Genomic DNA, 26517 nt, shown 5'->3' on the forward strand with positions numbered 1-26517 from the left:
GACGGCCTCAGCGAATGGTCGAAAAAGGCGCGGGGACAGCAAGCTCGCTTGCCATGACACGATTTCGCCCAGCGCCCCCCTTTGGCGGCCATTTGCCGGTTGCAATGGCCTGATTGCGCACGGCAATCCGCTCCGCGAGATCCTTGTAAGGGTAGATATGCACAAGGCGCGGCGTCAGCCCGTTGACTGAATGCATGACAGCAGTGATCGGACGGATGGAAAGGCGCACATCCAGCACATCCGCCCAGCCCTTTTCTGCAAGTTTCAGCGCATCCGATGGCTGAAGCTCGTAGCTTCTGATCTCGTAAATGGCGCCATGCTCGCCTTCCGTAATGCCGGGAAGAGCATCCAACGTACGGAAAACACTGGTAGAAATGTCTTCGCAGAAAGGTGCTGGTGCAAACAGACCTTCACCCGCCAACAGGTCTTCGCGGCGTGATTCCAGGCTCTGCCCTGCGGCTTCCGTGAGAAGATAAATGCGGTGATCGTTGCCGAGAACAGATGACCAGACACCGAAAATACCACTTTGCGGCTTCAGCCTTTCCAGTGTATTCAGGACATCATTTCCCGCCCCCGGTTTGACCCGGTATGTAGTCCATTCGACGATCAATAATTCCTCCCAGTGCAACAATATTCCGCCCAATGGAATTTTATGCGCAGTTTTTCATCGAGGTCAATGCCGTTCTGCTGTAAATTTCAGCATAATTCCATTTTTCTGCATTTTCCGTTGGGGAATTAAAAAATTCTTGCTGTCAGCACGGCATTCTGTATAACAGAACTATGAGGAAGCTATCAGGGAGGCCATCTTGCTGATTTTCAATCGGCAGGTCGCGTAGACCATGTCCTATTTTTTTCAGATCATCATAAGCGGTATTCTGGTGGGCAGCATTTATGCAATGGCGGCCCTGGGCTTTACAATCGTTTTCAATGCCACTCGCGTGATCAATTTCGCCAATGGTGAATTTCTGGTCATAGGCGGTCTGGCGACTGCGGTTCTGGCTGTTGGCGGCATGGGCGCGTGGCCGGTCTGGCTGGCCGTTGCGGTTGCCATGCTTGCCACCACGGTGGTTGGTGCGGCCATGCAGCTGCTGGCCATCAATCATGCGCGCAGCAAGGATCCGCATATGCTGGTGATTTTGACCATCGGCATCACGTTGATGCTGCGTGGCGCATGTTCGCTGATTTTCGGGCGTGACGTGCTGTTCATGCAGGATTTCGGCCTGTTTCAGCCCATGCTCATTGGCTCAGTCTATATTCCGTCGCAGGGAATCTGGATCGTGCTTTCGCTGATTGCGGTCAGTCTTGCCCTGTGGTTCATGTTCACCCATACGGTCACCGGACGCGCCATGCAGGCAGCGGCGATGGAGCCGCGTGCGGCTGGCCTGTGCGGCATTGAAGTGCGCACAATGTCCCTGCTGGCATTTGCCATTGCGGGTGCGATTGGCGGTCTTGCTGGCGCGCTGATGTCGCCGATTGCACCACCATTCTATGAAAATGGCGTGGTTCTGGGGCTTAAAGGTTTTTCGGCATCCATTGTCGGCGGTCTCGGCAATCCGGTTGGTGCCGTCATTGGTGGTCTTCTCATTGGAATTATTGAAAGTGCATCGGCTGGATATGGCCTGTCCGGATACAAGGATGCAGTATCTTTCCTGATCCTTGTCGCCATCCTGATCGCATGCCCTTCCGGCCTGCTTGGCCGCACCTCATCGGCGAGAGTGTAATATGAGTTCTCCATCTTCTTCCGCGAAGGGCGACTTCATCGGCATGGGTGTGCTGGTGGTTGGCCTGATTGCAGCAGATCTGCTGCTTGGATCGCATTTCTATCGCGGTCTGGCCCTGCAGATCATGATCTTTTCCATCGCTTCCGTCGGGCTGACCCTGCTGGTTGGCTTTACCGGGCAGATTTCCATCGGGCAGAACGCCTTTGTGGCAATCGGCGCCTATATGCTGGCCAATGCCGTGCAGGCCCTGCATCTGCATCCGGTCATCGGCGTCATTCTCGGTACGTTGCTTTCGGCTTTGCTTGGCTTTCTCATCGCCCGCCCGATCCTGCGTCTGCAGGGCCATTATCTCGGCCTTGCAACACTTGCCATTGGTGCGGCAGCGCAGATCATTGCCAGTCAGTGGCGCGAGGTCACGGGTGGGCTTGACCCGGGCATTGTCGATCTTCCGGCACTTACCATCGGCTCGACCAATGTTCTGTTCTGGTTTGTCGGCCTTTGCCTGGTGATTGTCGTTGGGCTTGCCCTTTGCGTCGTCCACTCGCCGGTTGGCCGTGCACTTCAGACGATTCGCACCTCCGAAACCCTTGCTGCCGGCAATGGCATTCCGGTGGCGGCAACCAAGGCGGCGGTCTTTGCCTTTTCTGCTGGCACGGCTGGTCTTGCAGGTGGGCTTTACGCACTGTTCATGCGCTCCTTCAATGCAGGCTCCTTTGGTGTGATGATGTCGATCGAGCTTCTGATGATGGTCATGGTTGGCTCGCTTTCGACCATCTGGGGCGGTCTGTTTGGCGCAGCCCTTGTCATCCTTCTGCCGCAGGCGCTCGAGCATTTCGAAAATGCCAAGCTCTTCATCTATGGCACGATCATGACGCTGGTCGTGATGTTCATGCCGTCGGGACTGGCCAGTAGCGCCTTCCATCTGATCCAGCGCCTGTTTGGTCGTAAAGAGGAGGTGTCGCGATGAGCCTGCTCAGACTGACCCGAATTACCAAGCGCTATGGCGGACTTGCCGCCGTTGATGGCCTGTCCTTCACAGCGGAAGCCGGACATGTCACTTCGCTGATCGGGCCCAATGGTGCCGGCAAGACGACAGTCATCAATCTCATTACCGGCGTGCAGTCCTTGACGGATGGCCGGGTCGAGCTTGCGGGCGAGGATGTCTCGCGCATGGGTTCGCATGAGCGCGTCAAGCGCGGCATTACCCGTTCCTACCAGACACCGCAGATGGTGCGTGGTCTGACGGCGCTCGAAAATGTCGAGGTCGGGGCGGATATGCAGCACCGCATGAGCTTTGGCGCAGCCTTGCTTGCGCCATGGAAGATTGCAGCAGCAAACCGCCGTTCGCGCGAGGCCGCACGCGCGGCGCTGAAACGCGTGGGGCTTAAGGAAAGTCTCTGGAACATGGATGCAAGCGCGCTTGCCTATGGTGATCAGCGCAAAGTCGAGCTTGCGCGCGCCTTGACCCATGAGCCGAAGATCATCCTGCTTGATGAGCCGGCAGCCGGTCTCAATCCGCGCGAGACGGAAGAGCTTGGCATCTATCTCAAGGGTCTTTCCTCAGAAGGATTGGGCATTCTTCTGGTCGAGCATGACATGCCGCTGGTCATGGCCACCTCAGATCATGTGGTTGTTGTCTGCTTCGGCCAGAAGATTGCCGAAGGAACGCCGGACATCGTCCAGCGCGATCCCAAGGTGATTGAAGCCTATCTGGGCACAAGCGAAACCGGGGAGGCTATCCATGGCTGAATACCTGCTTGATGTACGCGGACTGCACTCCGGTTACGGTCGCGTTGAGGTTCTGCATGGCATCAATCTGCATGTCGGCAAGGGTGAGGTTGTTGCCGTCGTTGGCGCCAATGGTGCGGGCAAGTCGACCTTGATGAATGTGCTGTCCGGCATTGTTTCGGCCTGGTCGGGCGACATTCTGTGGGAAGGCCAGTCGATCAGGCGTCAGCGTGCTGCCAATGTGGCGCGGCTTGGCCTGCGGCAGGTGCCGGAAGGCCGGCGTGTGTTCATCGACCTGTCGGTTGAGGACAATCTGCGGCTTGGCGGCTATGGCCGCTCCAAGGCGGAAGTCAATCAAAGCCTTGAGACGATTTATGAACTGTTTCCGCGTCTGCGTGAACGACGCAGACAGATGGCAGGATCGCTGTCTGGCGGCGAACAGCAGATGGTGGCGATTGGCCGTGCCATTGCCGGCAAGCCGCGGCTTCTGATGCTGGACGAGCCGTCGATGGGGCTTGCGCCATTGGTTGTCGCCGAAATCTTCTGGCTGATCGGGGTCATGAAGGCAGAGCTTGATATGTCGATCCTGATTGTCGAGCAGAATGCGCGTGCTGCCCTGCGGCTTGCCGACCGCGCGCATGTCCTGTCGCTTGGAAAATCAATCATTGAAGGAACCGGCGCGGAGCTGATGAACGATCCGCGCGTTCAGCAGGCATTTTTGGGTGGCCACGGTGCGACCCAAGGGGGAGAAGCAGCAGAATGAGCATTTTATTGATTGAAGACCGTGGTCATGTCCGTCTGATGACGCTGAATCGTCCAGAGTCGATCAACTCGATCAATATGGCGCTTTATGCGCGGCTGATCGAGGCGCTGGAAGAAGCCGATGCCGACGAGAATGTGCGCGCCATCGTGCTGACGGGTGCGGGTCGCGGTTTCTGTTCGGGGGCGGATACACGCGAATTCGAGAATCTGACGCCGGAAAATGAAGGTCTGGTGGCAGAACGCGCCGAGCTCACCTACCGGCTGCATTATACCATTCCTCGTCTGAAGAAGACCGTGGTTGCAGCGGTTCATGGCTATGCTGTTGGTGGTGGCGCGGGGCTTGCGCAGGCTTGCGATATTGTGGTCGCAGGCGAAGACACCAGAATCGGCTATCCGGAAATCCGTCATGGTCTGGTTGCAGCGGTGGTCATGGCCAATCTGGTCAAGCAGATCGGCCAGAAGGCAGCCTATTCACTCGTGGCAGAGGGCCGCGTTGTCGATGCGCAGGAAGCCTGGCGTCTTGGCATGGTGACCCATGTCGTGCCGGAAGGCGAGCATCTCGCCAAGGCGCTCGAAATTGCCGAAAAGCTGGCAATACGTGTGCCGTCCGCCCTGCAGGCAACCAAACAGCTATTCAAGCGCGTCTGTGATGTGCCGCTGGCTGAAGGTCAGGACCTGGGCCGTCAGGCCAATGAGGCCATGCGCGCTTATCGCGCAGAGGCGATGAAGGCCTATGCCGGTTCGGTTATCAATGCCAAGACGGAGGTGACGGCCTGATGTCGAGCCGGCTTGAAATTCCTGATCCCAAAGAATTCTCGCACAAGCGTGAGGATCGTATCCGCATTCGCGACATCGACTTTCAGCGCCATGTCAACAATACGGTTTTTGCCGAATTCTTTGCCTCGGCCCGGCATGATTTCTTGACTGAATGCGTACGCGGTCATCTGGATGAAGATTCCAAAATGGTCGTGGCCGATACGCGCATCAATTTTGTCAATGAGATGCTTTACGGCGCGCCGGTTGAAACCTTCACCCGCATCAAATCGGTTGGCCGTACCTCGATCCAGCTTGAACAGGTCACCTGCCAGAATGGCCGCGTCGCTTCTGTTGCCATGACGACGATGGTGCATCGCGGGCCGGAAGGCGGCCGCCCATGGCCGGAAGTGGTGCGCGCTCTGGCGGCGCACTGAGCGGGAGGAGATTGGACAGTGACTGACGTGATTGAAAATCCGGCCGAGCAAAAGCTCGCCGCTGCAACTGCCTGGTGGAAAACTTCGATTGTCGACATCAAGCCCGGCATCATCAATTTCAACGGCTATCCGATTGAACAGCTGATCGGCAGGATCGGCTTTGTCGAGATGGTCTGGCACATGTTGCGCGGCGAATTGCCGACGCCATGGCAGGCGCGTCTGCTGGAAGCAGCCATGGTTGCTGCCGTTGACCACGGCCCGCAGGCGCCATCCATTTCCATCGCGCGCATGACGTCAACCTGCGGCGTTGGCATCAACAATGCCATGGCTTCCGGCATCAATGCGCTGGGCGACGTGCATGGCGGGGCAGGCCAGCAGTGCCTGCAACTTTATGACCGATTGCTTGCTGAAGGCGGAGCAGAAGATCCGGCAAAAGTGACGGAAAGCCTGCGCACAATCTTGAGTGAATCCAGGCTCATTCCGGGTTTTGGTCATCGTTTTCATCCGGTTGACCCAAGAAGCAAGCCGCTCATGGAGCTTATCCGTCAGGCAGCAGCAGAGGGGGCGGTTGCCGGCCGTCATCTGAAAGTGGCGCTTCAGGTTGAAGAGTCGCTGAAAGAGATCAAGGGCAAGCTCATTCCGATGAATATAGACGGTGCAACAGCTGCGATTTACGGCGAGCTTGGCTTTGACGGCGAGGAAGCACGCGGGCTTTTCATCCTGTCGCGTTCGGTCGGCATTCTTGCCCATGCGCGCGAGCAGATGCGCCAAGGCGGCCGCATCAAGGGGCCAATGCCAACCTCCATTCCTTACACCTATACCGGCAAGCCACGCCGTGATCTGGAACGATAAGATGACCGGGAGCGATACTATGAACAAGGGGCCATTGTCTGGCATCAGGGTCATTGATTTCGGCCATACGGTCATGGGGCCTTCCTGTTCCATGATCCTTGCCGATCTTGGTGCGGAAGTGATCAAGATCGAGCCATCACCGGGTGGTGACCCAACACGCATGCTCAAGGGTTTTGGTACCGGCTATTTCGGCTATTTCAACCGCAACAAGCGCTCGGTCGCATTGAATCTCAAGACGCCTGAAGGGCTGGAACTGGCCAAGAAAATGATCGCCGATGCCGATGTGCTGATTGAAAATTTCGGCCCAGGCACGATTGATCGCTTAGGTCTTGGCTGGGATGTGGTGCGCGAGATCAATCCGCGCCTGATCTTTGCTTCGCTCAAGGGCTTTTTCGACGGGCCTTATGGCAAGCGTGCTGCCCTTGATGAAATTGTCCAGATGATGACGGGACTTGCCTTCATGACTGGCCCTTCGGGCAGGCCGCTGCGCGCAGGCACATCGGTGATCGATATTGCCGGTGGCATGTTTGCAGTCATTGCCATTCAGGCTGCCCTTCGCGAACGCGACAGGACCGGCAAGGGGCAGCTCGTTGGTTCCTCGCTTTATGAATCGGCTGTTTTCCTGATGGGGCAGCATCTTTGCTATGCGGCACAGACGGATGGGCCCATTCCGCCAATGCCGGAGCGCGTTTCGGCTTGGGCGGTCTATGAAATCTTTGAGACGGGCGATGGTGGGCAGCTTTTTGTCGGCATCACGTCGGATGCGCATTGGCAGCGTTTCTGTGCGGAAGCAGGGCTCACCGAACTTGCCAATGATGAAAGCCTTGCGCGTAACAATCAGCGCATCGAGGCGCGTCCGCGCCTGATTCCGGCCTTGAAGGAATTCTTTGCCTCGATCACCCAGCCACACGCGGTTGAAATCTGCGAGGCTGCACGCATTCCATTTGCGGAAGTGCGCCGGCCGGAAGATTTGTTCGATGATCCGCATCTCAAAGCCACCAACGGCCTGCTGGAAGTGACCCTGCCCAATGGAGTCACCACGGCCCTGCCGCGCCTGCCAATCCGCATGGAGGGGCTTGAACCTTTCGCCACCAATCCGCCGGCCGTCGGCCAGGATACGCGCGAGATCCTGAGCGCCTATGGCCTTTCGGATGAAGCAATCGCCGATCTTGCATCACGTGGAATTCTGATTGCCCAATGATGGACAGAAATGCTTTTGCACGCCCCGTACCCGGTCTGGATGGTATCCGGGAAATCGATCTTGCGGCCTTGACGGCGCATTGGCCGGAGCTTGCCGAGGCACCCGTTGCCATTCTTCTTCTCGCGGAAATGCTGGCGCGGGGCGATAATGCGGAAGCCTCCATCACGGCACTGCTGAAGGGCGAGGAAGATGTCGCCTTTCGGCCAGCCCGCGTCTTGATGCAGGATTATGCCGGTCTGCCTGCCTTGCTTGATATTGCCGCCCTGCGCGGCGAAGTGGCAGAGGCCGGTGGTGATCCCAAGCGTATCCGTCTGTCGCGGCCTGTGCATCTGGTAATCGACCATTCGGTAATGACCAAGGCCACCGGACCGGGGGCAGAAGCGGCCAATCTGATGGACGAATATGCCAATAATGGCGAGCGTTTTCAGTTTCTGAAATGGGCTGAACAGGCCTTTGACGGCCTGACCATCGTGCCGCCCGGCATGGGTATCGTGCACCAGATGAATATGGAGCGCTTTACCGAGCCGGTGCGGATCTGGAATGGCTGGCTGATACCGGACAGTCTGGTTGGCACGGACAGCCACTCCACCATGTGCGGCGGTCTTGGCACACTTGGCTGGGGTGTCGGCGGGGTCGAGGCCACCGCAGTGCTGCTCGATCTGCCGGTTGCCATTCCCGCGCCTGTCGTTGTTGGCGTTCGCCTCACGGGCAAGGTCAATCCTGGCGTGCAGGCAACTGATCTGGCGCTGGTCTTGACGCGTTTCCTGCGCGAACGCGATGTGGTGGGACAGATCATCGAATTTTCCGGCGAAGGGCTGGCAAGCCTGTCGGTGGCCGACCGTGCAACCATTGCCAATATGGCACCCGAATATGGCGCAACTGCAAGCCTGTTTCCGTTCGATGGTGAGACGGCTAATTATCTCGAAGCGCAAGGCAAGGCGGAAGTGGCAGAGCGCCTGCGTGCCTATCTTCGCCGCCAGCCGATCCTGACGACCAGGCGCAAAATCCGCTATGCGCGCGAATTCGAGTTTGATCTGTCAAGCGTGCATCTTACCATTGCCGGGCCAAAACTGCCGCATCAGACAACGACACCATCTGAAATCGCGCAGAGTTTTGCGAAGGTTTCTGAACATGATGGCGTGCGTGACGGCGATATTGTCCTTGCCGCGATCACCTCCTGCACCATCACGGCCAATCCGCGCACCATGATTACGGCTGGTCTTTTGGCCAGGAAAGCCAATGCCTTGGGGTTGCGGGTGAAGGACAGCATCAAGGCGTCCTTCTCGCCCGGTTCACGCAAGGTTTCGGCCTATCTGGCCAAGCTTGGTCTGTTGTCGGAACTTGAAGCCGTTGGCTTTGGCATTGCCGGTTATGGCTGCATGACCTGTGTCGGCAATAGTGGCGAGATCGATCCGGCAATTGAAGGCGCCATCCGCGCGGGCGGTTTGCAGGTTTGTGCGGTTCTATCCGGCAACCGCAATTTTGAATCGCGCATTCATCCAGCCATTGAGCGCAATTATCTGATGTCGCCGGCAATGGTCGTCGCTTATGCTCTGTTGGGTTCGATGCGCGAAGACATTACCACAAGCCCGATTTCGCCAGACGGAATTACCCTTGCCGATATCTGGCCGGAAGAAGAAGCAGTTCAGGCGGCCATGGCAGAGGCGCAGGACAGCGTATTTGAGCCGGATGCGGCGCAACGTCATGCGCTTGCACTGTGGGAGAAGCTTGAAGGCAAGACCGGCCCGGTTTTCCCTTGGCCGGAAAACAGCAGCTTTTTCTGCAAGCCGGAACCGGGCTTTGTCAGGCCGCAAGGTCAGTTTATGCCGCTTGGCATGCCGCTTCTGGTGCTTGGCGATGCAATTACAACGGATCATATTTCGCCGGTTGGCCGGATTGCGCCCGATAGTCCTGCCGGCCAGCGACTTGCAGAAATGGGGCTGCAGCCAGAAGCCTTTGGCGCCTATGGCGCACGCCGCGGCAATCCGGAAATCATGCGCATGGGCACATTCGCCAATCCGCGTCTTGATAATGCGCTGGTGAAACAGCAAGGCTGGTTTACCCGATATATTCCGACAGATGAAATTCTGACGATTGATGCTGCGGCTTCACTCTATCGTCAGAACAATATTCCGACTGTCATTCTGGCGGGAAAGAATTATGGTATCGGTTCTGCACGTGACTGGGCAGCCAAGGGAACGGCAGCGCTGGGTGTGAGAGCGGTGATCGCGCAAAGTTTTGAGCGTATTCATCGCACCAATCTGGCACTGGTTGGCGTTTTGCCGTTGCAGGTGGAGTCCTGGCCGGAAGGGCTTGCGGATCACGATGTCTGCTTTCCGTTTGTGGCCGATGCGGTGCAGCCGGGGAGGAGCTTGTCGCTGGTTCTGATCAACCGGAAGAATGGAGAAAGGGTGGAAATTGTGGTGCGCTGCCGTCTGGATACGGATTTTGAGCGGGCGTGCTGGCTGGCAGGAGGCATGCAAAATCTCGCGCGTGATCGGCTGGGGGCATGACACCGCGCATCCCGAAAAGTGTGAAACGGTTTTCGGACAAGATGTGCGGGGAAATAAAGCGCATCCCGAAAAGCATGAAGCAATTTGGGTTGTGCATTGCGGTAAATCAGAACGCTGATTTCAATCAATTCGTCAGGTCGAGACGCATGCCGGGCAATGAGTTCTATTTTTTAGTGTTTTGGTGACAGGAATTTCGCTATGCAGAGCAATAAGGTGAATGTGGTGCGAAAGGAGCAGAATGTGAAAGGCGTTGAATCCGTTGATCGCGCATTGACAATTCTTGATGCCATGGCCCGTAAACGCGCCGCTATGACTCTGCATGAACTGTCTCTTGCCACCAATTTCTATAAGAGCACGATTCTCAGGCTGATCACGTCGCTCGAAAAATTCGGCTATATCCGCAAGCGTGAAGATGGTCGTTATGTTCTGGGCCCTGCCTGCGCAGCACTTGCGGGCGCGCAATCAGCTGCATTCGATCTGGCGGGATTGATGCGCGCGACAATCGAACGTCTGGCTGAAACCACGGGTGAAACGGTCAGTTTCTATATTCGTGATGGCAATGAGCGTGTCTGCGCGCAACGGCGCAATTCCACCCATTCCATCCGCCATCATGTCGAGGAAGGCCAGCGCATGCCGCTGGAAAAGCGAGGTTCTGCCAGCCAGGTTCTGCTGGCCTTTTCGGGCGATGATGGCCCAGGCATGGAGCGCGTGCGTCAGGAAGGCTATGCCATATCGCTGGGCGAGCGTGATCCGGACGCAGCCGGTATTGCTGTTCCCATTTTTGATGCCAAGGACCAGCTTCTGGGGGCGCTGACGGTTTCGGGGCTGCGTTCGCGCTTTACCTTTGAAGTGGTGGATCGGGTGCGCGATGAGCTGGTTGCTGCGCGCAAGGAGCTTGAGCGCAATCTAGGGCGTTCCGTAGAATAGAATTTAATAAATTTTCCTTGATAAAACCGCCGCAAGGGCGGTTTTTTATTGTCAATTTTTGTCATTTGTGTTCTGTTAAGCGCAATCAAGTATTATTAGACAGAACGGAAATCGAATGACAGCGCAAACCACGTGGAAAGGGCCGCTTGCTGGTCTGAAAGTTGTCGAGCTGGGCCAGAACCTTGCCGGGCCTTATGCCGCCGCGATTTTTGGCGAACTTGGCGCAGATGTCGTCAAGGTTGAGAAAAAGGGCGGCGATGATGCTCGCCAATGGGGCCCCCCTTTTGTCGAGGGCAAGTCAATCACCTTCCACATGATCAACCGCAACAAAAAGTCGGTGGAGCTTTCGCTGGATCGTCCGGCGGATCGCGAGGCTTTCCTCAATCTCATTCGTGAGGCGGATGTCTTTGTCCATAATCTGCGTCCTGGCGTTGCGGAAAAGCTCAATATTGGTGGCGAGGAAATGCTGAAGCTGAATCCGCGCCTGATCTATTGCGAACAGAGCGCCTTTGGCCATAAGGGGCCGATGCGGCTGAAGCCCGGTTACGAGCCCTTGTTGCAGGCCTTTGCCGGCCTCATCAGCATTAATGGCGATCCGAATGGCCCGCCGTCGCGCATTGGCCCTTCCGTTGTCGATCTTGGCACGGGCATGTGGTCGGTGATTGGCGCGCTGACGGCGCTCATTCAACGCAATCAGACCGGCAAGGGAGCGATTATTCGCAACTCGCTTTTCGAAACGGCGCTGTCCTGGGCGGCGCGTCATGCCGGCGACTATGGCGCGACGGGCAAGATTCCGCCGCGTGTTGGCACTGGGCACAATTCGCTGACACCCTATCAGGCCTTTGAGGCCAAGGATGGCCCGGTGGTGATTGCCGCTGGCAACGACCGGCTCTATGCCAAGCTCTGCCAGGTGCTGGGCCATGAGGAATGGATTACCGACCCACGCTTTGTCACCAATGCGGACCGCACTGCAAACCGCCCGGTTCTGGTTGGCATGATCGGCGAACTGATCCGTGAAAAGACCATGGCCGAATGGGTCGAGCTTCTGGAAGCGGTGGGTGTTCCCTGCGCGCCGATTCATTCCATCCCGCAGGTTCTGGAACATGAGCAGACCAAGGCAATGGGGCTGGTGCTTGATTCGCCACTTGAACAGCTGAAGCTTGTTGCCCTGCCATTCTCGATTGATGATTGGCGCCCGGGCTTTGGCACGGTGGCACCTGATCTGGGTGCGGATCAGGCCCAGCTGGCGCCCGGGACACTGGAACAGGGCAGGGCAGCAGAATGAGCAGTTTAACACAATCCATGGGAACCTCGACTGCCACCAGCGTGACAGTCAAGGGACAGAATCTGTGCGAAGATCTGATCGGCAAGAAGTCATTTGCAGAAATGCTTTATCTGCTGGTCACGAACCGTTTGCCGACTGCAGGACAGGCGGCAGCGCTTGAAGCCTGTCTTGTCGCACTGATGGAACATGGCTGGACGCCGACCTCGATGATCTCGCGTCTGGCGATTGATTCGGTACCGGATCAGGTACAGCTTGCCATTGCCGCCGGTCTTTTGACCGTCGGTCCGGTTTTTGCCGGCACGATGGAAGGCTGTGCCGCCATCCTCCATGAAGGCTTGCAGCAGGGCATAACGGACGGGGAAGAGGCGGCCAGATATTGCGATCAGGTGGTGGCCGATTTTGCCGCGCGCAAGGAACTCGTCCCCGGCTTTGGCCATCGCGTGCACAAGCCTGTTGATCCGCGCACGCCTGCAATTCTCAATGCTGCGGAAGCAGCAGGTGTGGCAGGACGAGCAGTCACCCTTCTCAAGGCGCTGTCGGCGGCCGTTGATCGCGCACGCGGGAAACCGATCACGCTGAACGCTACCGGTGCAATCGCCGCCGTATTGCTGGATATTGGCATTCCGCTGAAAGCCATGCGCGGCATTGCAGTCGTATCGCGTGCGGGTGGTCTTCTCGGTCATATTGTCGAGGAGGAAAAACAGCCGACCGCGCGCGAGATCTGGCGTCTGACGCGCGAAAACATTCCTTATGCCGAGCCTGACCATGAATAAGCCGATCCTGACTCCGCTGGAGGTGCTCCAGCTTTTCCCGCCGCATGATCTGACGCTTGGTTATTTTCTTGATGTGCGTGTTGAGGTCGATCCTGACAAGGCAATGCTGATCTTTGCCGAACGCACATGGAGCCGGGCCGAGGTACTCGCAGAAAGCAGGCGTCTTGCGGCAAGGCTGCAAGGCGAAGGCGTGAAAAAGGGTGATCGCGTCATCGTTGCGGGACGCAATTCCGCCTGGCATGTCTTTGCGCTGATTGCCTGCGGTCTGACCGGAGCGATCTTTGTTCCGGTCAATCCGCAACTCACCGTCGGGGAGCTTGGCTATATTCTTGGCAATGCCCGGCCCGCGCTTGTTCTCTGCGCCGATGAGTTGCAGGAGATCTGCGCGCAGGCCATGCAGGAAAGCTGCCAGACAGCACCTCTCCTTACGCTCAATGATGCTTTGGTTGAAGCTGTGGATACGCCGCTTGCGGCCGTTGCTATTGCCGCAACTGATCCGTTGCTGATGATCTATACTTCCGGCACGACGGGTTTCCCCAAAGGGGTATTGCACAGCCATCAAAGCTTCATTCTGGCTGGTGAAGCCTTTATCGGCCGCATGCATCTGCAGCCGGATGAGCGCATGCTGCTGATCCTGCCGATGTTCCACATCAATGCGCTGTTTTATTCGGTGTCAGGCGCTTTTGCGGCTGGCGCAACGCTGATCGTGGAAGAACGCTTTTCGGCATCGCGGTTCTGGAATGTGGCAGTGCGCCATCGCGCAACCCAGGTCAATATGATCGAGGCCGTGGTGTCGATCCTGCTGACGCGCCCGGAAGAGGAATATCGGCCGGAACATACGATCCGCAAGGCTTATGGCATTCGTCAGGCCATGGTTGAGCGTGTGCAGAAGAAATTCGGCATTACCCATGCCATTGGCGGTTATGGCATGACGGAAATTCCCGGTGTGATTTCCACTCCCTTTGGCATGGTTGCGCCGGTTGGCAGCATGGGCCAGTTGTGCGCGCATCCGGATCCGGCACGTGATTGGGCTGAATGCCGGGTTGTCGATGATGATGGCGCTGATCTGCCTGATGGCGAGATTGGCGAGCTCTGGGTGAAGACGCCTGTGCGCATGCTTGAATATTTTGGTGACCCCGAACAGACGGCGGCAAGTTTCTCCGATGGCTGGTTTCGCACGGGCGATCTGGTGCGGCGCGATCAGGAGGGTAATTTCTTCTTCAGTGCCCGCAAGAAGGACATTATCCGCGTGCGTGGTGAAAATGTCTCTGGGGCTGAAGTCGATCGCGTCCTGTTGCAGCATCCGGATGTTGAAATCGCGGCTGCGATTGGCGTGCCGGGTGCCATGGGGGACGAGGACATTTTTGCTGCCGTCAAACTGCGCGATGGCGCAGAAGTCACGCCGGATGATCTGAAGGATTGGTGCGGCAAGCATCTCGCCGCAATCAAGGTGCCGAGCTATGTCGCACTCATGAACGAACTGCCGCTTACACCGACGCATAAAGTGCAGAAGGTGAAACTGAAGGAGCAGGTTCTGAACAGCGACTATCGCAAGGCGGGCTGAGCTTTTAACCGGCGGGTGAGTTATGTGCGCTTTTCCGCCGGTTGCTGACATTCAGTGCCTGAACGGAAAGGCCCGGTCGATCATCAACCGGGCCCTTGTTGTTCATGCGCCGTAAGGCACCCAGATATTTTTAACCTGTACCGCGCGGCGCAGATAATCTCGTCCTTGCCCTTCTGACGTATTGAACCAGTTGGGCATGCGGCCATGATTGACCCAGGTGGCTTTCAGATTGCCGGCTGATGCCTCTTCAACCATGGCGCTGCCCTCGCGCGAGCCAAAATACCAGAGAGCTGCAACATCATCATGTTCAGCCAGGGTTCTGGCCAGGAGATCGCGTTCACCGGTGACGATATTGACGACACCATCCGGCACGTCAGATGTATCCAGAACCTGATAGAAATCACCTGCAATCAATGGATGGCGGCTTGAAGGTACTACCACCGTGCGATTGCCCATGGCCATGGTGGGCAGCACCAGAGATACCAGTGACAGAAGCGGCGCCTCATCCGGACAGACAATGCCCATCACGCCCCATGGCTCGTTCATGGCCAATGTTACATGGCGCGACTTGGTGGCATGAACGGCGCCGTCGAACTTGTCGGCCTGCGCGGCATAATAGAAAATGCGGCGCAAGGCGGCTTCAAACTCTTCTTCGGCTTTTTTCGCTGTGACACTGGTGCTTTCAATCAGCCGTTCAACGAATTCTGCGCGGCGCGCATCAAGGTTTTCGCCGAGATAATAGAGGACCTGTGCCCGGTTATGCGCCGTGACACCACCCCAGCCTGACGCCTTGCCTGCCGCTTCCACGGCATTGCGGATGTCCTTGCGGTTGCCAATGCCCGCCTGACCAATGACTGCGCCGCCCTTGCCGATGACGGAATAGCTGTAGCCTCCATCGGGTCGCGCCTGCTTGCCGCCAATATAGTTCTTCATCGTCCGGTCAATGCCCTCGATGATGATCCTGTCATCTCCGGATGGTGAGGCTGATGGCACGAAGCTTTCTGCAGCTTTGGCTGCGGGCAGCGCCTTTTCCCAGTCGGCTGCAAGATATTCATACATGCCTTCGCGTGCGCCTTCGCGGCCAAATCCGCTTTCACGATAGCCGCCAAAACCCGCACTCGCATCGAACATATTGGTGCAGTTGATCCAGACCACGCCGGCTTTCACCCGTGCGGCAATATCAAGTGCGACATTGATGTTTTCTGACCAGATCGAAGCGGCAAGGCCATAGCGGGTATTGTTGGCAAGCGCGACGGCCTCATCCGGGGTGCGGAAGGTGGTGGCGGCAGCAATCGGTCCAAAAATTTCCACCTGACAGACGGTGGATGCCTGATCCACATTGGTGAAAAAGCCCGGCGCGATATAATTGCCCTTTGCTGGCAGCGGGTTTGGTGTCTGCCACAGTTCTCCGCCTTCGGCGATGCCTTTCTGCACCAGATCGGAAATGCGCTTCATCTGTCCGGGCGAGACGATGGCGCCGACATCGGTTGACTTGTCGAGCGGATCGCCAACGCGCAATGTTTCCAGACGCTTTTTCAGCTTGGCAAAAAAGCGCTCTGCAATGCCCTCCTGCACCAGAAGGCGCGAGCCGGCGCAGCAGACTTCGCCCTGATTGAACCAGATGGCGTCGACCACGCCTTCAATGGCGGCATCAAGATCGGCATCTTCAAAGACGATGAAAGGTGATTTGCCGCCAAGCTCCAGCGAGAGTTTCTTGCCCGATCCGGCGATCTGCTTGCGAATGACGCGGCCCACTTCCGTCGAGCCGGTGAAGGCCACCTTGTCGATGCCTTCATGGCCGCAGACTGCAGCACCCGTTGTGCCATCGCCCTGCACGATATTGATAACGCCGGCCGGCAGGCCGATCTCATGGCAGATTTCCGCAAAGGCCATGGCTGAAAGCGGCGTCAGATCAGCAGGCTTCAGCACCACTGTGTTGCCGGCTGCGAGCGCCGGTGCAATCTTCCATGCCAGCATGAGCAGCGGAAAATTCCAGGGGATCACCTGTCCGCAGACGCCAACCGGCGAGAAGCCGCGGAATTCATCATCCACCATTTCGGCCCAGCCGGCATGATGATAGAAATGGCGCGCGGCAAGCGGAATATCGATATCGCGGGTTTCGCGGATCGGCTTGCCATTGTCCATGCTTTCCAGCACGGCCAGAAAACGCTCACGCTTCTGGATATGGCGGGCAATGGCATAAAGATATTTGGCGCGTTCATGGCCAGAAAGCCTTGACCATTTGCCGAAAGCAGCACGCGCGGCCTTGACAGCCTTGTCTACATCTTCCGCATCGCCGCAGACGATTTCAGCCAGTTTGTCGCCATTGGCGGGATTTTGAACTGCGATGATTTTCCGGCCTTCCGGTTTGATGAAAGCACCATTGATATAATGGCCAAAGGAGCGGCCATGTTGGTCCAGCCACTTGGTCACGTCGCTGTTTGCTTCGGGGGAAGGTCCATATTCCATGGTCTTCAGAATGTCCTTGATGGGTGGCATGTCCATTTCCTTACGCCGCAGCGTGACGATTGGCGGCCGAATAGCGTCCGGTCACGAAGTGTTCCAATTGCCGCTCGATGTCACCGAGCAGCGAGCTGGCGCCGATGCGGAACAGATCAGGCTCCAGCCAGCGATTGCCAAGTTCTTCCTTCATCAAGGTCAACCAGGTGAGCGCATCCTTGGCGGTCTTGAGGCCCCCGGCTGGCTTGAAGCCGACGGTCTGGCCGGAGAGTTCACCATAATCGCGCAGTGCCCGCACCATGGTGAGACTTACCGGCAGGGTTGCATTGATCTCTTCCTTGCCGGTCGAGGTCTTGATGAAATCGGAGCCTGCCTGCATCGCAACCATCGAGGCGCGATAGACATTGGTGAGCGTATTGAGATCACCCGTTGCAAGGATTGCCTTCATGTGCGCTTCACCACAGGCCTCGCGCATGGCGGCAATCTCATCATAAAGAGCCGTCCAGTTCTGTGTGAGCACATGTTCGCGGGTAATCACGATGTCGATTTCTGTTGCTCCCTGTTCCACCGCATAGGTGATTTCGGCAAGGCGTAAGGGGAGCGGCGTCAGGCCAGCCGGAAAGCCGGTTGCAACGGAAGCAACCGGAATGCCAGAGCCTTCCAGCGCCTTGACAGCATGGGGCACCATGGTCGGATAAACGCACACCGCCCCTGTCGTGATATTGCTGTCGGCAAGCCCCAAGGCTTCCAGAATGTCCTCACGCACGGGGCGGCGCGCCTTGGCACAGAGCCTGCGCACGCGGCCAGCTGTATCGTCGCCGGCAAGGGTGGTCAGATCAATGCACTGAATGGCGCGGATGAGCCATGCGGCCTGATATTCTTTCTTGACCGAACGGCGGGCGCTGATCGTTGCGGCGCGCCGCTCGGACGCGCTGCGATTGACGGAGACATCCTCAAACCATTCCGGCCTGAGGGCGGTTCCGTTGTTGCGGGGGAGGGCTTCGGTCATTTCACTGTCCGTTCATTGGTTCAACAGCTTCCGCAGCAATCAGGCCCGATCCGGGGCGTGATCGCGGCAGAAGGCTTCAAATTCTTCCAGGCTGGCATAGGCTTTCTGTGTGCCAAGGCGGGTAATCGAATGGGCGGCATAAAGGGCAGCCTTGTTGAGCGAGGCTTCCACATCGCCGGTTTCGGCATAAAAGCGGGCAAAGGAGCCGATAAAGGCGTCACCTGCGCCTGTCGTGTCCTTGGGCGTGACCTTGACCGGCGGGATATTGACGACTTCGTTTGCCGTGATCATGCGCGCGCCGCGTCCACCGAGCGTGACGATGACGGTGCGGATGCCGCGTGCAATGAGCGAGCGGGCAGCGGTGATGATCTCTTCATCCGTACCGGTCGGCAGGCCGGAAAGGGTTGCCAGCTCACTTTCATTTGGGACAAGGAATGTTACCTGCCGGATCCGCTCCGGATCAAGATCGGCAGCGGCTGGTGCCGGGTTCAGAATGGTTTCAATGCCATGTGCTGCGGCAAAGGCGATGGTGTGATAGACGGTCTCGACCGGCACTTCCATCTGCATCAGGATGAGACCGCATTGTTTCAGCTCTTCTGCCGCCTTGTCGACTTCGGCTGGCAGAAGATCGGCATTGGCACCCTTGACGATCAGGATCGAGTTTTCGCCCGATGGCTCGACAAAGATCGGCGCAACGCCGCTTGATCTGCCCGGCACCTTGCAGACATGGCGCGTGTCGATGCCAAACTGGTTCAGATTGCGGATTGTGTTGTCGGCAAAAATATCATCGCCCACCCGCGTGACCATCATCACATCCGCGCCAAGGCGGGCTGCGGCCACCGCCTGATTGGCACCCTTGCCACCACAGCCGATTTCAAATGTCGGCGCTTCCAGCGTTTCCCCGGGGCCGGGCATACGGTTCACATAGGTGATGAGATCCACCATGTTTGAGCCGACCACACCGATTTTCTTGCGCATGACTTGTTCCTTCACGTTCAGGCGGTCTGGATGGAGCGGATTTTTGCTGCAAACTGTCGTGCAGCCTGGGCGTCGAGATAGCCGACACGAACAGGGAAGACAGCACGTGTCTGGGGGGCAAGGATCCGGATATTGTTCTTGGCCTTTTCAGCGAGATAACCTTCCGGCTCGCAGGTCGATGGCAGGGCAAAGGCCGCAACCTGAGAATCGCCATTGACCAGGATCCAGCGCACGGTCTTGGGGAAGGCTTCCGGCGAATAGGAAATGCCAAAGCCACCACCTTCCGGCAGCTGCATCATCAGATGTGTCTTGCCATCCGCATCCTGCGGCAGGCCGCGAATATAGAAGACCTGTTCAGGGTCATAGCGCGCTGGTTCATCCAGCACTTCCATCGCGGCCGGATTGGTGGCGAGTTCCTTGATCAGCGCCAGATAATCATCATTCGGTGTCACATGGCCGGGCACAGCGGTTCTGACCTGCACGTGATCCGGCGTATAGGGCACTGGCTGCACGATGTGCGCGCCTTTCGCATAGGCGAAATTCACATGGCACATATACATCAGTTCCATCGGTGCGGAGGAAAGGTTTTCCACATCCATGGCGATGTCGAAGAGCGTTTCCGTGCTGTAAAGGCGCACGCTAGGGCGAGCCAGATAATGCGCGCCAAAGCCCATGACATATTCATATTCGCCTGTGATCTCGACAAATTGGCCGCGCGCGTCATGACCAAAGACAAGGCCAGCCTTGTCCATTTTCGCACAGGCCATTTCGCCATGCAGAAGATGGTTGTCCTGCGGCGAGGGACAGCCATTACGCAAGATTCCGCTATGGAAGGCAAAACAGCCATAGGTTTCAACGATTGTGGTTGCCGGGCGAGGCATGGAAAAACTGTTGCCCATGGTCAGGTCAACGCCGTCGAACTCTGCTCCCCAGATCATCTGTCCCATGAAGGGAAGCACGATGATATTGCCACGTTCATTTTCAACGAGCAGCGCCTCAATGCCGCTTGGATAGCGAAAGGCAGTGACACTGATGCCCGCAGTGCGCGCAATCACATGGGGATGTTCGACAAAGTCCTGACGGCGAAGATGAAACGTGATGTCATGCATGGGATCACCTTGACTGATTGCGTGATGCGTTAATCGCAATGACGAGGATGAGGAAGGCGCCCCAGATGAAATCGATGAGATGGTTGGAGAAGCGCATCATCTGGAAGCCGGAGGAAAGCAGCATCAAGGCAATGAGGGCGATGGCAATGCCGAGCACGCGACCCTTGCCACCAGCCGGATTGGTGCCGCCAAGAACGGCAATCAGAATGGCCTGCAGCAGATAGGATGCGCCATAATCCGATTTGGCGGCATTGGTACGGCCAGACAGGATGATCCCGGCAATGGAAGCCAGCACGCCGGAGAGCATGTAGGAATAAAGGATCATGCGATCCTTGCGGATACCGGCAAAGATGGCGGCGCGCGGATTGGTGCCGATCAGCATCAGATTGATGCCAAGTGTTGTGCGTGAAAGCAGGATGGCCACGATGATGCACACCGCGATGAACAGCAGGAAGGGTGTGGCGAGCCCCATGATCTTGCCATTGCCGATCCAGTTCCAGCTTTCAGGAAAGCCGACAATGGCCGGACCGCCGGTTAGCACCAGGGCAAGCCCCATCAGCACCTGTCCGGTGCCCAATGTTGCAAGGATCGGCGTGATGCGCAATTTGGCAATCAGCAGGCCATTGACCAGTCCTGATACCAGTCCCACGAGCACGGCAAGCAATACACCGATAATGGTATAGAACAGCATGCTGGAGCCGGAAGTCTGTGCCGCCTGCACCATGGCCGAATGGAAATAGATCCCGGCCACGATGCCGGCCAGATTGGCAATTCCCACCACAGACAGGTCAATGCCGCCTGTCAGCATGGCAATCATCATCGCAATGGAGAGAATGCCCAGCTCCGGCATGATGTAGCTGATGGATTCAAAGTTGTAATAGCGCAGGAACTTGTCGGGGTTCATCCAGGCCATCAGCGCAAAGACCGCAATGGTGATGACGATGAGCTGGATGATATTGTTGTCGCCGCCGAGGATGCGGCGCATGTCGAAAGACTGTTTCATGACGCTCTCTCCTTTCAGGCGATGCTTTTGCGGTCACGCCATGCGGTGATGGCGGTTGCCAGAATGATGATGAGGCCTACGACAACGCGCTGCCATGTGGTGTCGACCTGCATGATGATGAGCGAGTTCTTGACCATGACGAGCATGAAAACACCCATCAGCGTGCCAAGTACCGTGCCGCGCCCGCCAAAGATCGATGCGCCGCCAAGAACCACCGCGGCAATGACATCGAGTTCCAGCCCGACGAAATCGCGTGGATTGGCAAGCCAGATCATCGAGGCATGAAGAAGCCCGGCACAGCCCGCAAGCGCGCCCGCCACGCAATAGACGAAGAAGATGGTGCGGCGCGTATTGAAGCCAACGCGTTTTGCTGCTTCCGGTGAGCCGCCATAGGCATAAATGCTGCGCCCGATCATCGTGTAATTGAGGATCAGGTGGATGACGAGGGCGAGCACCAGATAGATGAGGAACATTGCCGTCAGGCCAAAGGTCGTGCCAGTGGCGCTGGTCAGCGAGATTACATCCGTCTTGCCGAAGGCGATCAGTTCCTTCGGCATCTTGTTGATGTTGACAATGCTGGTGCCGACAAGGCCAAGCACGAGGCCGCGCACGATGGAACCCGTGCCAAGCGTGACAATCAGCGGGATCATCTTGAAGCGATGGATGATGAAACCGTTGAAGGCGCCCAGCAGAAGGCCGATCAGCGTTGCTGCGACAAAGGGAATGAAGACGCCGTCATAGCCAAGATAGACCATGCTGCGCACGGTCAGATACATGGCGGCAATGGCAAAGGCGGTGAAGGATACGTCAATGCCGCCGGAAATCATCACCATGAGCACGCCGAGGGCCATGATGCCGATGACGACATTGGAACGCAGCAGGCCGAAAATATTGTCGAGCGACCAGAAGGCCGGATTGATGAGGCCGATCATGATCATCGCCACAAGCAGGACGCAGGCAATGATGAATTCTGTGCTTTTGAAAAATTTCATGTACCGGTTCCTCAATTCAGCGTCTTGAGTCGGTCGTTGACGGCGTCTTCTGTCATGCTGTCACCGCTCAATTGGTCGACGAAACGACCGCGGTGCATCACCAGCACACGATTGCAGTTCTGGACAAGCTCCGGCACGTCGTCGGAAATCATCAGCACGGCCAGCCCTTCATCGCGGGCAAGCTTGCGGATGATGGCGTGAATTTGCGCCTTGGAACCGACATCCACGCCAACCGTAGGCCCGTTGAGGATGAGCACTTTCGCTCCCGTCAGCAGCCAGCGGGCGAGCACCACGCGCTGGGCATTGCCGCCCGACAGGTGATTGACCGGCGTATGGGGGCCGGGTGCCACGATCTGCATGGCGGCGAACATGTCGCGCGTTGTGGCATCCGCCTTCCTGCGGTCAATGAACAGGCCGCGCACGAATCTCTCTATCGAGGTTACAATGATGTTGCGTTCGATCGATTGCGTCAGGAACAGGCCTTCCGTAAGCCGGTCTTCCGGCACATAGGCAATGCCGCTGGCAATCGCTTCCTGAACATTTCTGGGATGAACCGCAGTGCCGTCTATTTTCACGCTGCCGGTGAAGCCTGGCTTCATGCCGAAGAGCGCCAGCGCAAGCTCGGTGCGCCCGGAACCGATCAGACCTGTTACGCCAACAATCTCGCCGGCATGGAGTTCAAGACTTGCATCTTCGACTGCGCCGGGCACGGCAAGGTTTTTTACCTCCAGCACGGGACGCGATGCGGCGCCATTGCGCGGTGACCAGTGATAATGGTCGGCGATCAGATCCTGCCCCGTCATGGCGCGGGTAATGGCCGGTTCATCGAAATCGGAGATCGGTCCTTCGGCAACCTTCTTGCCATTGCGGAAAACCGTCAGCCTTTCGCTGATTTCCAGCATTTCGCGCATCTTGTGGCTGACGAACAGAACAGCAATGCCCTGGGCCTGAATATCACGCACGATCCTGAACAGCGCATCGACTTCATGGCGCGTCAAGGCGGTGGTTGGCTCATCCATGATGATGAGGCGCGCATCAGCCATGACGGCGCGCGCAATCGCCACGATCTGCTTGCCGGATGTCGGTAGGCTGTCCACTTCCGCGTCGAGATCAATGCTGACATCAAGGCGGTTCAGCGCCTTTTGCGCGAGTTCGCGCATGCGCCTCCAGTCAACGGTTTTGCGATCTTCCTTGAGAAATGTATTGAGTGCCAGGTTTTCGGCAACGGTCAGATTTCCGAACAGGGAAAAATCCTGATAGATGACCTGAATGCCGTAATGAACCGACTTGACTGGATCAAGCTTGCCGACAGGCTTGCCGTCGATCAGGATCTCGCCCTCATCCGGCGTATAGACGCCCGACATGACCTTGATGATGGTGGATTTGCCGGATCCATTTTCACCTGCAAGACAGTGGATTTCACCCGGCTTTATGGCAAAGGAAACATCGTCCAGCGCCCTGACGCCACCGAAGCGTTTTCCAATATGGCGCAGTTCAATCAGGTTTTCACTCATGGGTGGCCTCGTGCAAGGCTGGAATGCAATGCGCCTGACGGAAGGAGTTTTGTCTCCTCCCGTCAGGCAGACAGGGATGTCAGAAGTCGTACTGATCCATGTTTTCCTTGGTCACGCCGACCCAGCCTGCGCCATAAAGCAGGTTTGGCTTGGAAGCGTCCGGGGTCTGGAGGTTTTCATAGCCCGGCAGACCCAGATTAAGACCAGCCTTGATCTGGTCATTCTTCTTTTCAAGCGCTGCAACGGCCAGCATGTTCATGGCATAGCCGGCAACGGCAGGATCCCAGAACTGGATATACTGGATGTCGTCGTCCTTGAGATATTCACCGGCAACTGAAACCAGACCCGTGCCGGCAAAGAAGACCTTGCCCTTCAGACCACCTTCGGCAATCAGACGGCCGGCGCCGGCAGAGGTCGGCATTGGCGCACCAAGAATGCCCTTGATGTCCGGATAGGCAGTCATGGCCTCTTTCAGCTTGTTATAGTCGGTATTGGCGTCGTCATAGGTTTCCAGGCGGCCGGTTGCCTCTTCCATTTCCGGGAAATTGGCCTTCTGATATTCAACCGCGCCGTCGATCCATTCCATCTGCGACTTCGAGGTCAAGCTGCCAACCGTGGTGACATATTTACCCTTGCCACCCATATATTTGCCAAGCTCCTTCATGAGGTTGGCGCCGTAGGCCTTGTTGTCGAAGGCTTCGATGTCGTAATCGACGTTCTCGATGTTTGATGCCTCGTGGCTGATGACAACAATGCCGCGATCGCGCGCCTTCTTGAGCACAGGCTCCACAGCCTCAACCGAGAATGGCACGATGGCGATGGCGTCAACGCCCTGAGCGATGAGATTTTCAACGATCTGCACCTGTGCGGCAGCATCTGCCTGGCTTGGGCCTACCATCCAGACATCATGGCCGGTGTCGGACTTGAACTGTTCAACACCGTCGCGCATGCGGTCGAACCAGGCAATGCCGTCAACCTTCACCACGGTTGCAATGGTGTATTTCTTGTCATTGGCGGTAGTGATCAGATCTTTATTGACATTGGACGTATCAATAACGCCTTCTGCAAAGGCATTGGGCATGACCACGGACATGGCAATCGCCACGGATGCGAGAAATTTTTTCATTTTTTCCTCCCTGCGCAATCTCCGCCCTCTCCCAGGATGGATGAAATGCGCGTTTGTTTACAATGCCGGAGCTTCCTTCACTTGCTGCTTAAGAAACTCCGAAGCTGTTTTCTGGATGCGTTACAGCCCGCTTAGCTGCCGAAACTGACGCCACCAGGCATGAAATCTGTTCTGCCTCTGCAAAACGCTGTTGTCATATCCTCCGAACAATGCGAATTATAATGTTGCGATCCAATCATTTTGTTTGGATCGTTTCACATTTATGTTCGGCCTGTCAAGATCAAACAAGAGCAATTGCGTGAATTGTGGCAGGCGTATAAACCATGCAGCGAGCCGCAAAGAGGTGGGGGCAGCGTGAGCAGAATAAGCCGTAAAGAAGAGCGCATTGCCGCACTGATGGCGCTGGTCGATGAAGTCGGCGTCGTTCGTCTGCGGGATGCAGCCGCGCGTCTGGGGGTGTCAGAAATGACCATCCGCCGGGATATTGGCAGCGATGCCGGAGGGCTCAATTGTTTGGGTGGTTACATTGTTCCCAATCATGACAGCGGCAATGGTGATTATATTTTTGATTTTGAAAAAGACAGCCATACCAGGGCGAAAGAGCAGGTCTGTGCCACGGCTGCCGCATTGATTGAGCCCCATGACACGATTTTCATCGATTGCGGCACAACCACGCCCCATCTTGCCCATCGTATTCCGCATAATCAGCATATTACGGTGGTCTGTTATGCACTCAACATCGCCAATATCCTCTCGCAGCGCAATGATTTGCGTCTGATCGTGCTGGGCGGGATCTATCACAAGGAAGCGGCGTCCTTTTCCGGCAATGAAGCCATTGAGGTGCTCAAGCGCATCAATATCAACAAGGCATTTCTGTCGGCGGGGGGCGTGCATGAGCAGCATGGAGTGACCTGCTCACATTTCCACGAAGTGCCGGTCAAGCAGATGGCCATGGAACGTGCCATCGAAAAGCATCTCGTTGTCGACAAGAGCAAATTTGGCAAGGTTCGTGCGGCACGCTTTGCCGGCATGGACGATTTTACCTCCATCATTTCGGATTAGCATTTGCAGTCCGGAATGATGGCGTGGTTGATGCGTACACGCCCGCAAGGGCGAGCACAATTTCAGCCAGCATGCGCAAGACTCTGGCAAAACATGCTTTCATCCCTATGCTGGTTTGAGTAAGCGTATCGTTTCAGGGCGCGTGAATAATGTTTGTCTATCCATATATGTCTGTTCATATGGAGTACGCCTGTCAGGTCGCGGCAGATATGCAATCACGGTAAGACTGTGCCAGTCATCTGTAGCCGTTGTAGTGCCCCATCGCGGATATATTGAGCCGCATACGCTGCGCATCGCCAGAACAATAGCGCGTGATCAGCATCCGTTCTACCTGTTCGAGAGCCTCAAGCCCTGGACATGGGCATCGTGAATTGCATATCACTTCCGAACAGTTCGACGAGCCAAGAGCCTTGGATCTGTTGGGGCAATCGGACATTGTCATTGGCGCTCATGAACGCGCTGACAGGATGATCCTGCGACAAGCTGGTTAGTGGCCTTGATATATGTCGGCGTGCTGCCATTGCCGCAGCCCTCAGGGAAGTGGGCTTTGAAGCGCGGTAGAGGGCGGAGAGCTTGCGGGATCATCTCCAAAAATATCTGCAATAGGGGAAGCTCGGGTCAAGGCGTTCAGTTGGAAATCCATGGACGCTTCGGGATGGCTTGCCATGTCCGACATCAACGCCCATGAGACCAAATTGTATTAATTGAGAAGAGAGGGTTTTCGGCTCATCATAGCTTTATCAAAGGA

General features: G+C 56.8%; 25 protein-coding genes. 16 read left to right on the forward strand and 9 right to left on the reverse strand.

The annotated features are described in order from the left end of the window. Window positions 1-7: 7 nt before the first annotated feature. Window positions 8-610, reverse strand: a complete 603-nt coding sequence (locus ACFO1V_RS13205) for an NIPSNAP family protein (RefSeq protein ID WP_374832656.1) — start codon at window positions 608-610, stop codon at window positions 8-10. A 229-nt stretch (window positions 611-839) separates the two neighbouring features. Between ACFO1V_RS13205 and ACFO1V_RS13210 the strand changes: the two genes are divergently transcribed. The 13 genes from ACFO1V_RS13210 to ACFO1V_RS13270 all read left to right on the forward strand — a co-directional run bounded on the left by ACFO1V_RS13210 (window position 840) and on the right by ACFO1V_RS13270 (window position 14516). Then, the gene (locus ACFO1V_RS13210) at window positions 840-1721 is read left to right on the forward strand and encodes a branched-chain amino acid ABC transporter permease (RefSeq protein WP_374832654.1); all 882 of its coding nucleotides are present in this window, start codon (window positions 840-842) and stop codon (window positions 1719-1721) included. A gap of 1 nt (window position 1722) precedes the next feature. Further along, a complete protein-coding gene (locus tag ACFO1V_RS13215; protein ID WP_374832652.1) occupies window positions 1723-2688 on the forward strand; it encodes a branched-chain amino acid ABC transporter permease in 966 nt (321 codons plus the stop codon). Further along, complete coding sequence (locus ACFO1V_RS13220) at window positions 2685-3470, forward strand: ABC transporter ATP-binding protein (protein ID WP_374832650.1); 786 nt, start codon at window positions 2685-2687, stop codon at window positions 3468-3470. The genes ACFO1V_RS13215 and ACFO1V_RS13220 overlap by 4 nt, the downstream gene beginning before the upstream one ends. Then, window positions 3463-4212 carry an ABC transporter ATP-binding protein gene (locus tag ACFO1V_RS13225; RefSeq protein ID WP_374832648.1) on the forward strand — a complete coding sequence of 250 codons (750 nt, stop codon included), beginning with the start codon at window positions 3463-3465 and terminating at the stop codon, window positions 4210-4212. Before ACFO1V_RS13220 ends, ACFO1V_RS13225 begins: the two co-directional genes overlap by 8 nt. Then, entirely contained in the window at window positions 4209-4988 is a 780-nt protein-coding gene (locus ACFO1V_RS13230) for an enoyl-CoA hydratase/isomerase family protein (protein ID WP_374832646.1), read from the forward strand. The genes ACFO1V_RS13225 and ACFO1V_RS13230 overlap by 4 nt, the downstream gene beginning before the upstream one ends. Next, on the forward strand, window positions 4988-5401 hold the full coding sequence (locus ACFO1V_RS13235) for an acyl-CoA thioesterase (RefSeq protein WP_374832644.1): 414 nt from the start codon (window positions 4988-4990) through the stop codon (window positions 5399-5401). Before ACFO1V_RS13230 ends, ACFO1V_RS13235 begins: the two co-directional genes overlap by 1 nt. A gap of 18 nt (window positions 5402-5419) precedes the next feature. Next, window positions 5420-6253, forward strand: a complete 834-nt coding sequence (locus ACFO1V_RS13240) for a citryl-CoA lyase (RefSeq protein ID WP_374832642.1) — start codon at window positions 5420-5422, stop codon at window positions 6251-6253. A 1-nt stretch (window position 6254) separates the two neighbouring features. Then, window positions 6255-7454, forward strand: a complete 1200-nt coding sequence (locus tag ACFO1V_RS13245) for a CaiB/BaiF CoA transferase family protein (protein ID WP_374832640.1) — start codon at window positions 6255-6257, stop codon at window positions 7452-7454. Beyond that, the gene (acnA, locus tag ACFO1V_RS13250; protein ID WP_374832638.1) at window positions 7451-9967 is read left to right on the forward strand and encodes an aconitate hydratase; all 2517 of its coding nucleotides are present in this window, start codon (window positions 7451-7453) and stop codon (window positions 9965-9967) included. Before ACFO1V_RS13245 ends, acnA begins: the two co-directional genes overlap by 4 nt. A gap of 198 nt (window positions 9968-10165) precedes the next feature. Continuing rightward, window positions 10166-10894 (forward strand): IclR family transcriptional regulator, encoded by a 729-nt coding sequence (locus ACFO1V_RS13255; RefSeq protein WP_374832636.1) that lies wholly within the window; start codon window positions 10166-10168, stop codon window positions 10892-10894. 115 nt (window positions 10895-11009) lie between these two features. Continuing rightward, window positions 11010-12179 (forward strand): CaiB/BaiF CoA transferase family protein, encoded by a 1170-nt coding sequence (locus ACFO1V_RS13260; RefSeq protein ID WP_374832634.1) that lies wholly within the window; start codon window positions 11010-11012, stop codon window positions 12177-12179. After that, complete coding sequence (locus ACFO1V_RS13265; protein ID WP_374832632.1) at window positions 12176-12952, forward strand: citryl-CoA lyase; 777 nt, start codon at window positions 12176-12178, stop codon at window positions 12950-12952. The genes ACFO1V_RS13260 and ACFO1V_RS13265 overlap by 4 nt, the downstream gene beginning before the upstream one ends. Further along, the gene (locus ACFO1V_RS13270) at window positions 12945-14516 is read left to right on the forward strand and encodes a class I adenylate-forming enzyme family protein (protein WP_374832630.1); all 1572 of its coding nucleotides are present in this window, start codon (window positions 12945-12947) and stop codon (window positions 14514-14516) included. Before ACFO1V_RS13265 ends, ACFO1V_RS13270 begins: the two co-directional genes overlap by 8 nt. Window positions 14517-14618: 102 nt before the next feature. Here the strand turns inward: ACFO1V_RS13270 and ACFO1V_RS13275 are convergent, their stop codons facing one another. The 8 genes from ACFO1V_RS13275 to ACFO1V_RS13310 form a co-directional block, all read right to left on the reverse strand. Further along, the gene (locus tag ACFO1V_RS13275; protein WP_374832628.1) at window positions 14619-17015 is read right to left on the reverse strand and encodes an aldehyde dehydrogenase family protein; all 2397 of its coding nucleotides are present in this window, start codon (window positions 17013-17015) and stop codon (window positions 14619-14621) included. A 10-nt stretch (window positions 17016-17025) separates the two neighbouring features. After that, window positions 17026-17985, reverse strand: coding sequence for a deoxyribose-phosphate aldolase (deoC, locus tag ACFO1V_RS13280; protein WP_374832626.1), 960 nt, complete (start codon window positions 17983-17985; stop codon window positions 17026-17028). A 39-nt stretch (window positions 17986-18024) separates the two neighbouring features. Further along, complete coding sequence (gene rbsK, locus ACFO1V_RS13285) at window positions 18025-18963, reverse strand: ribokinase (RefSeq protein WP_374832624.1); 939 nt, start codon at window positions 18961-18963, stop codon at window positions 18025-18027. 17 nt (window positions 18964-18980) lie between these two features. Next, window positions 18981-20072 carry an aldose 1-epimerase family protein gene (locus ACFO1V_RS13290; protein ID WP_374832622.1) on the reverse strand — a complete coding sequence of 364 codons (1092 nt, stop codon included), beginning with the start codon at window positions 20070-20072 and terminating at the stop codon, window positions 18981-18983. Window positions 20073-20076: 4 nt separating this feature from the next. Further along, window positions 20077-21075, reverse strand: a complete 999-nt coding sequence (locus tag ACFO1V_RS13295) for an ABC transporter permease (protein ID WP_374832620.1) — start codon at window positions 21073-21075, stop codon at window positions 20077-20079. Window positions 21076-21089: 14 nt separating this feature from the next. Continuing rightward, on the reverse strand, window positions 21090-22067 hold the full coding sequence (locus ACFO1V_RS13300) for an ABC transporter permease (protein ID WP_374832618.1): 978 nt from the start codon (window positions 22065-22067) through the stop codon (window positions 21090-21092). A gap of 11 nt (window positions 22068-22078) precedes the next feature. Then, the gene (locus ACFO1V_RS13305) at window positions 22079-23581 is read right to left on the reverse strand and encodes a sugar ABC transporter ATP-binding protein (protein ID WP_374832616.1); all 1503 of its coding nucleotides are present in this window, start codon (window positions 23579-23581) and stop codon (window positions 22079-22081) included. 79 nt (window positions 23582-23660) lie between these two features. Continuing rightward, complete coding sequence (locus ACFO1V_RS13310; RefSeq protein ID WP_374832614.1) at window positions 23661-24707, reverse strand: autoinducer 2 ABC transporter substrate-binding protein; 1047 nt, start codon at window positions 24705-24707, stop codon at window positions 23661-23663. 354 nt (window positions 24708-25061) lie between these two features. Here ACFO1V_RS13310 and ACFO1V_RS13315 point away from each other — a divergent pair, with 354 nt between their 5' ends. The 3 genes from ACFO1V_RS13315 (at window position 25062) to ACFO1V_RS13325 (ending at window position 26260) form a co-directional block, all read left to right on the forward strand. Next, window positions 25062-25769: a DeoR/GlpR family DNA-binding transcription regulator gene (locus ACFO1V_RS13315; RefSeq protein ID WP_374832612.1), complete on the forward strand. Its 708-nt coding sequence runs from the start codon at window positions 25062-25064 to the stop codon at window positions 25767-25769. Between the two features lie 142 nt (window positions 25770-25911). After that, window positions 25912-26139 (forward strand): poly-gamma-glutamate hydrolase family protein, encoded by a 228-nt coding sequence (locus ACFO1V_RS13320; RefSeq protein ID WP_374832716.1) that lies wholly within the window; start codon window positions 25912-25914, stop codon window positions 26137-26139. Next, window positions 26081-26260 carry a poly-gamma-glutamate hydrolase family protein gene (locus ACFO1V_RS13325; protein WP_374832610.1) on the forward strand — a complete coding sequence of 60 codons (180 nt, stop codon included), beginning with the start codon at window positions 26081-26083 and terminating at the stop codon, window positions 26258-26260. The genes ACFO1V_RS13320 and ACFO1V_RS13325 overlap by 59 nt, the downstream gene beginning before the upstream one ends. Window positions 26261-26517: the final 257 nt, after the last annotated feature.

This window comes from Daeguia caeni, assembly GCF_042653845.1.
Taxonomy (GTDB): Bacteria; Pseudomonadota; Alphaproteobacteria; order Rhizobiales; family Rhizobiaceae; genus Brucella; species Brucella caeni.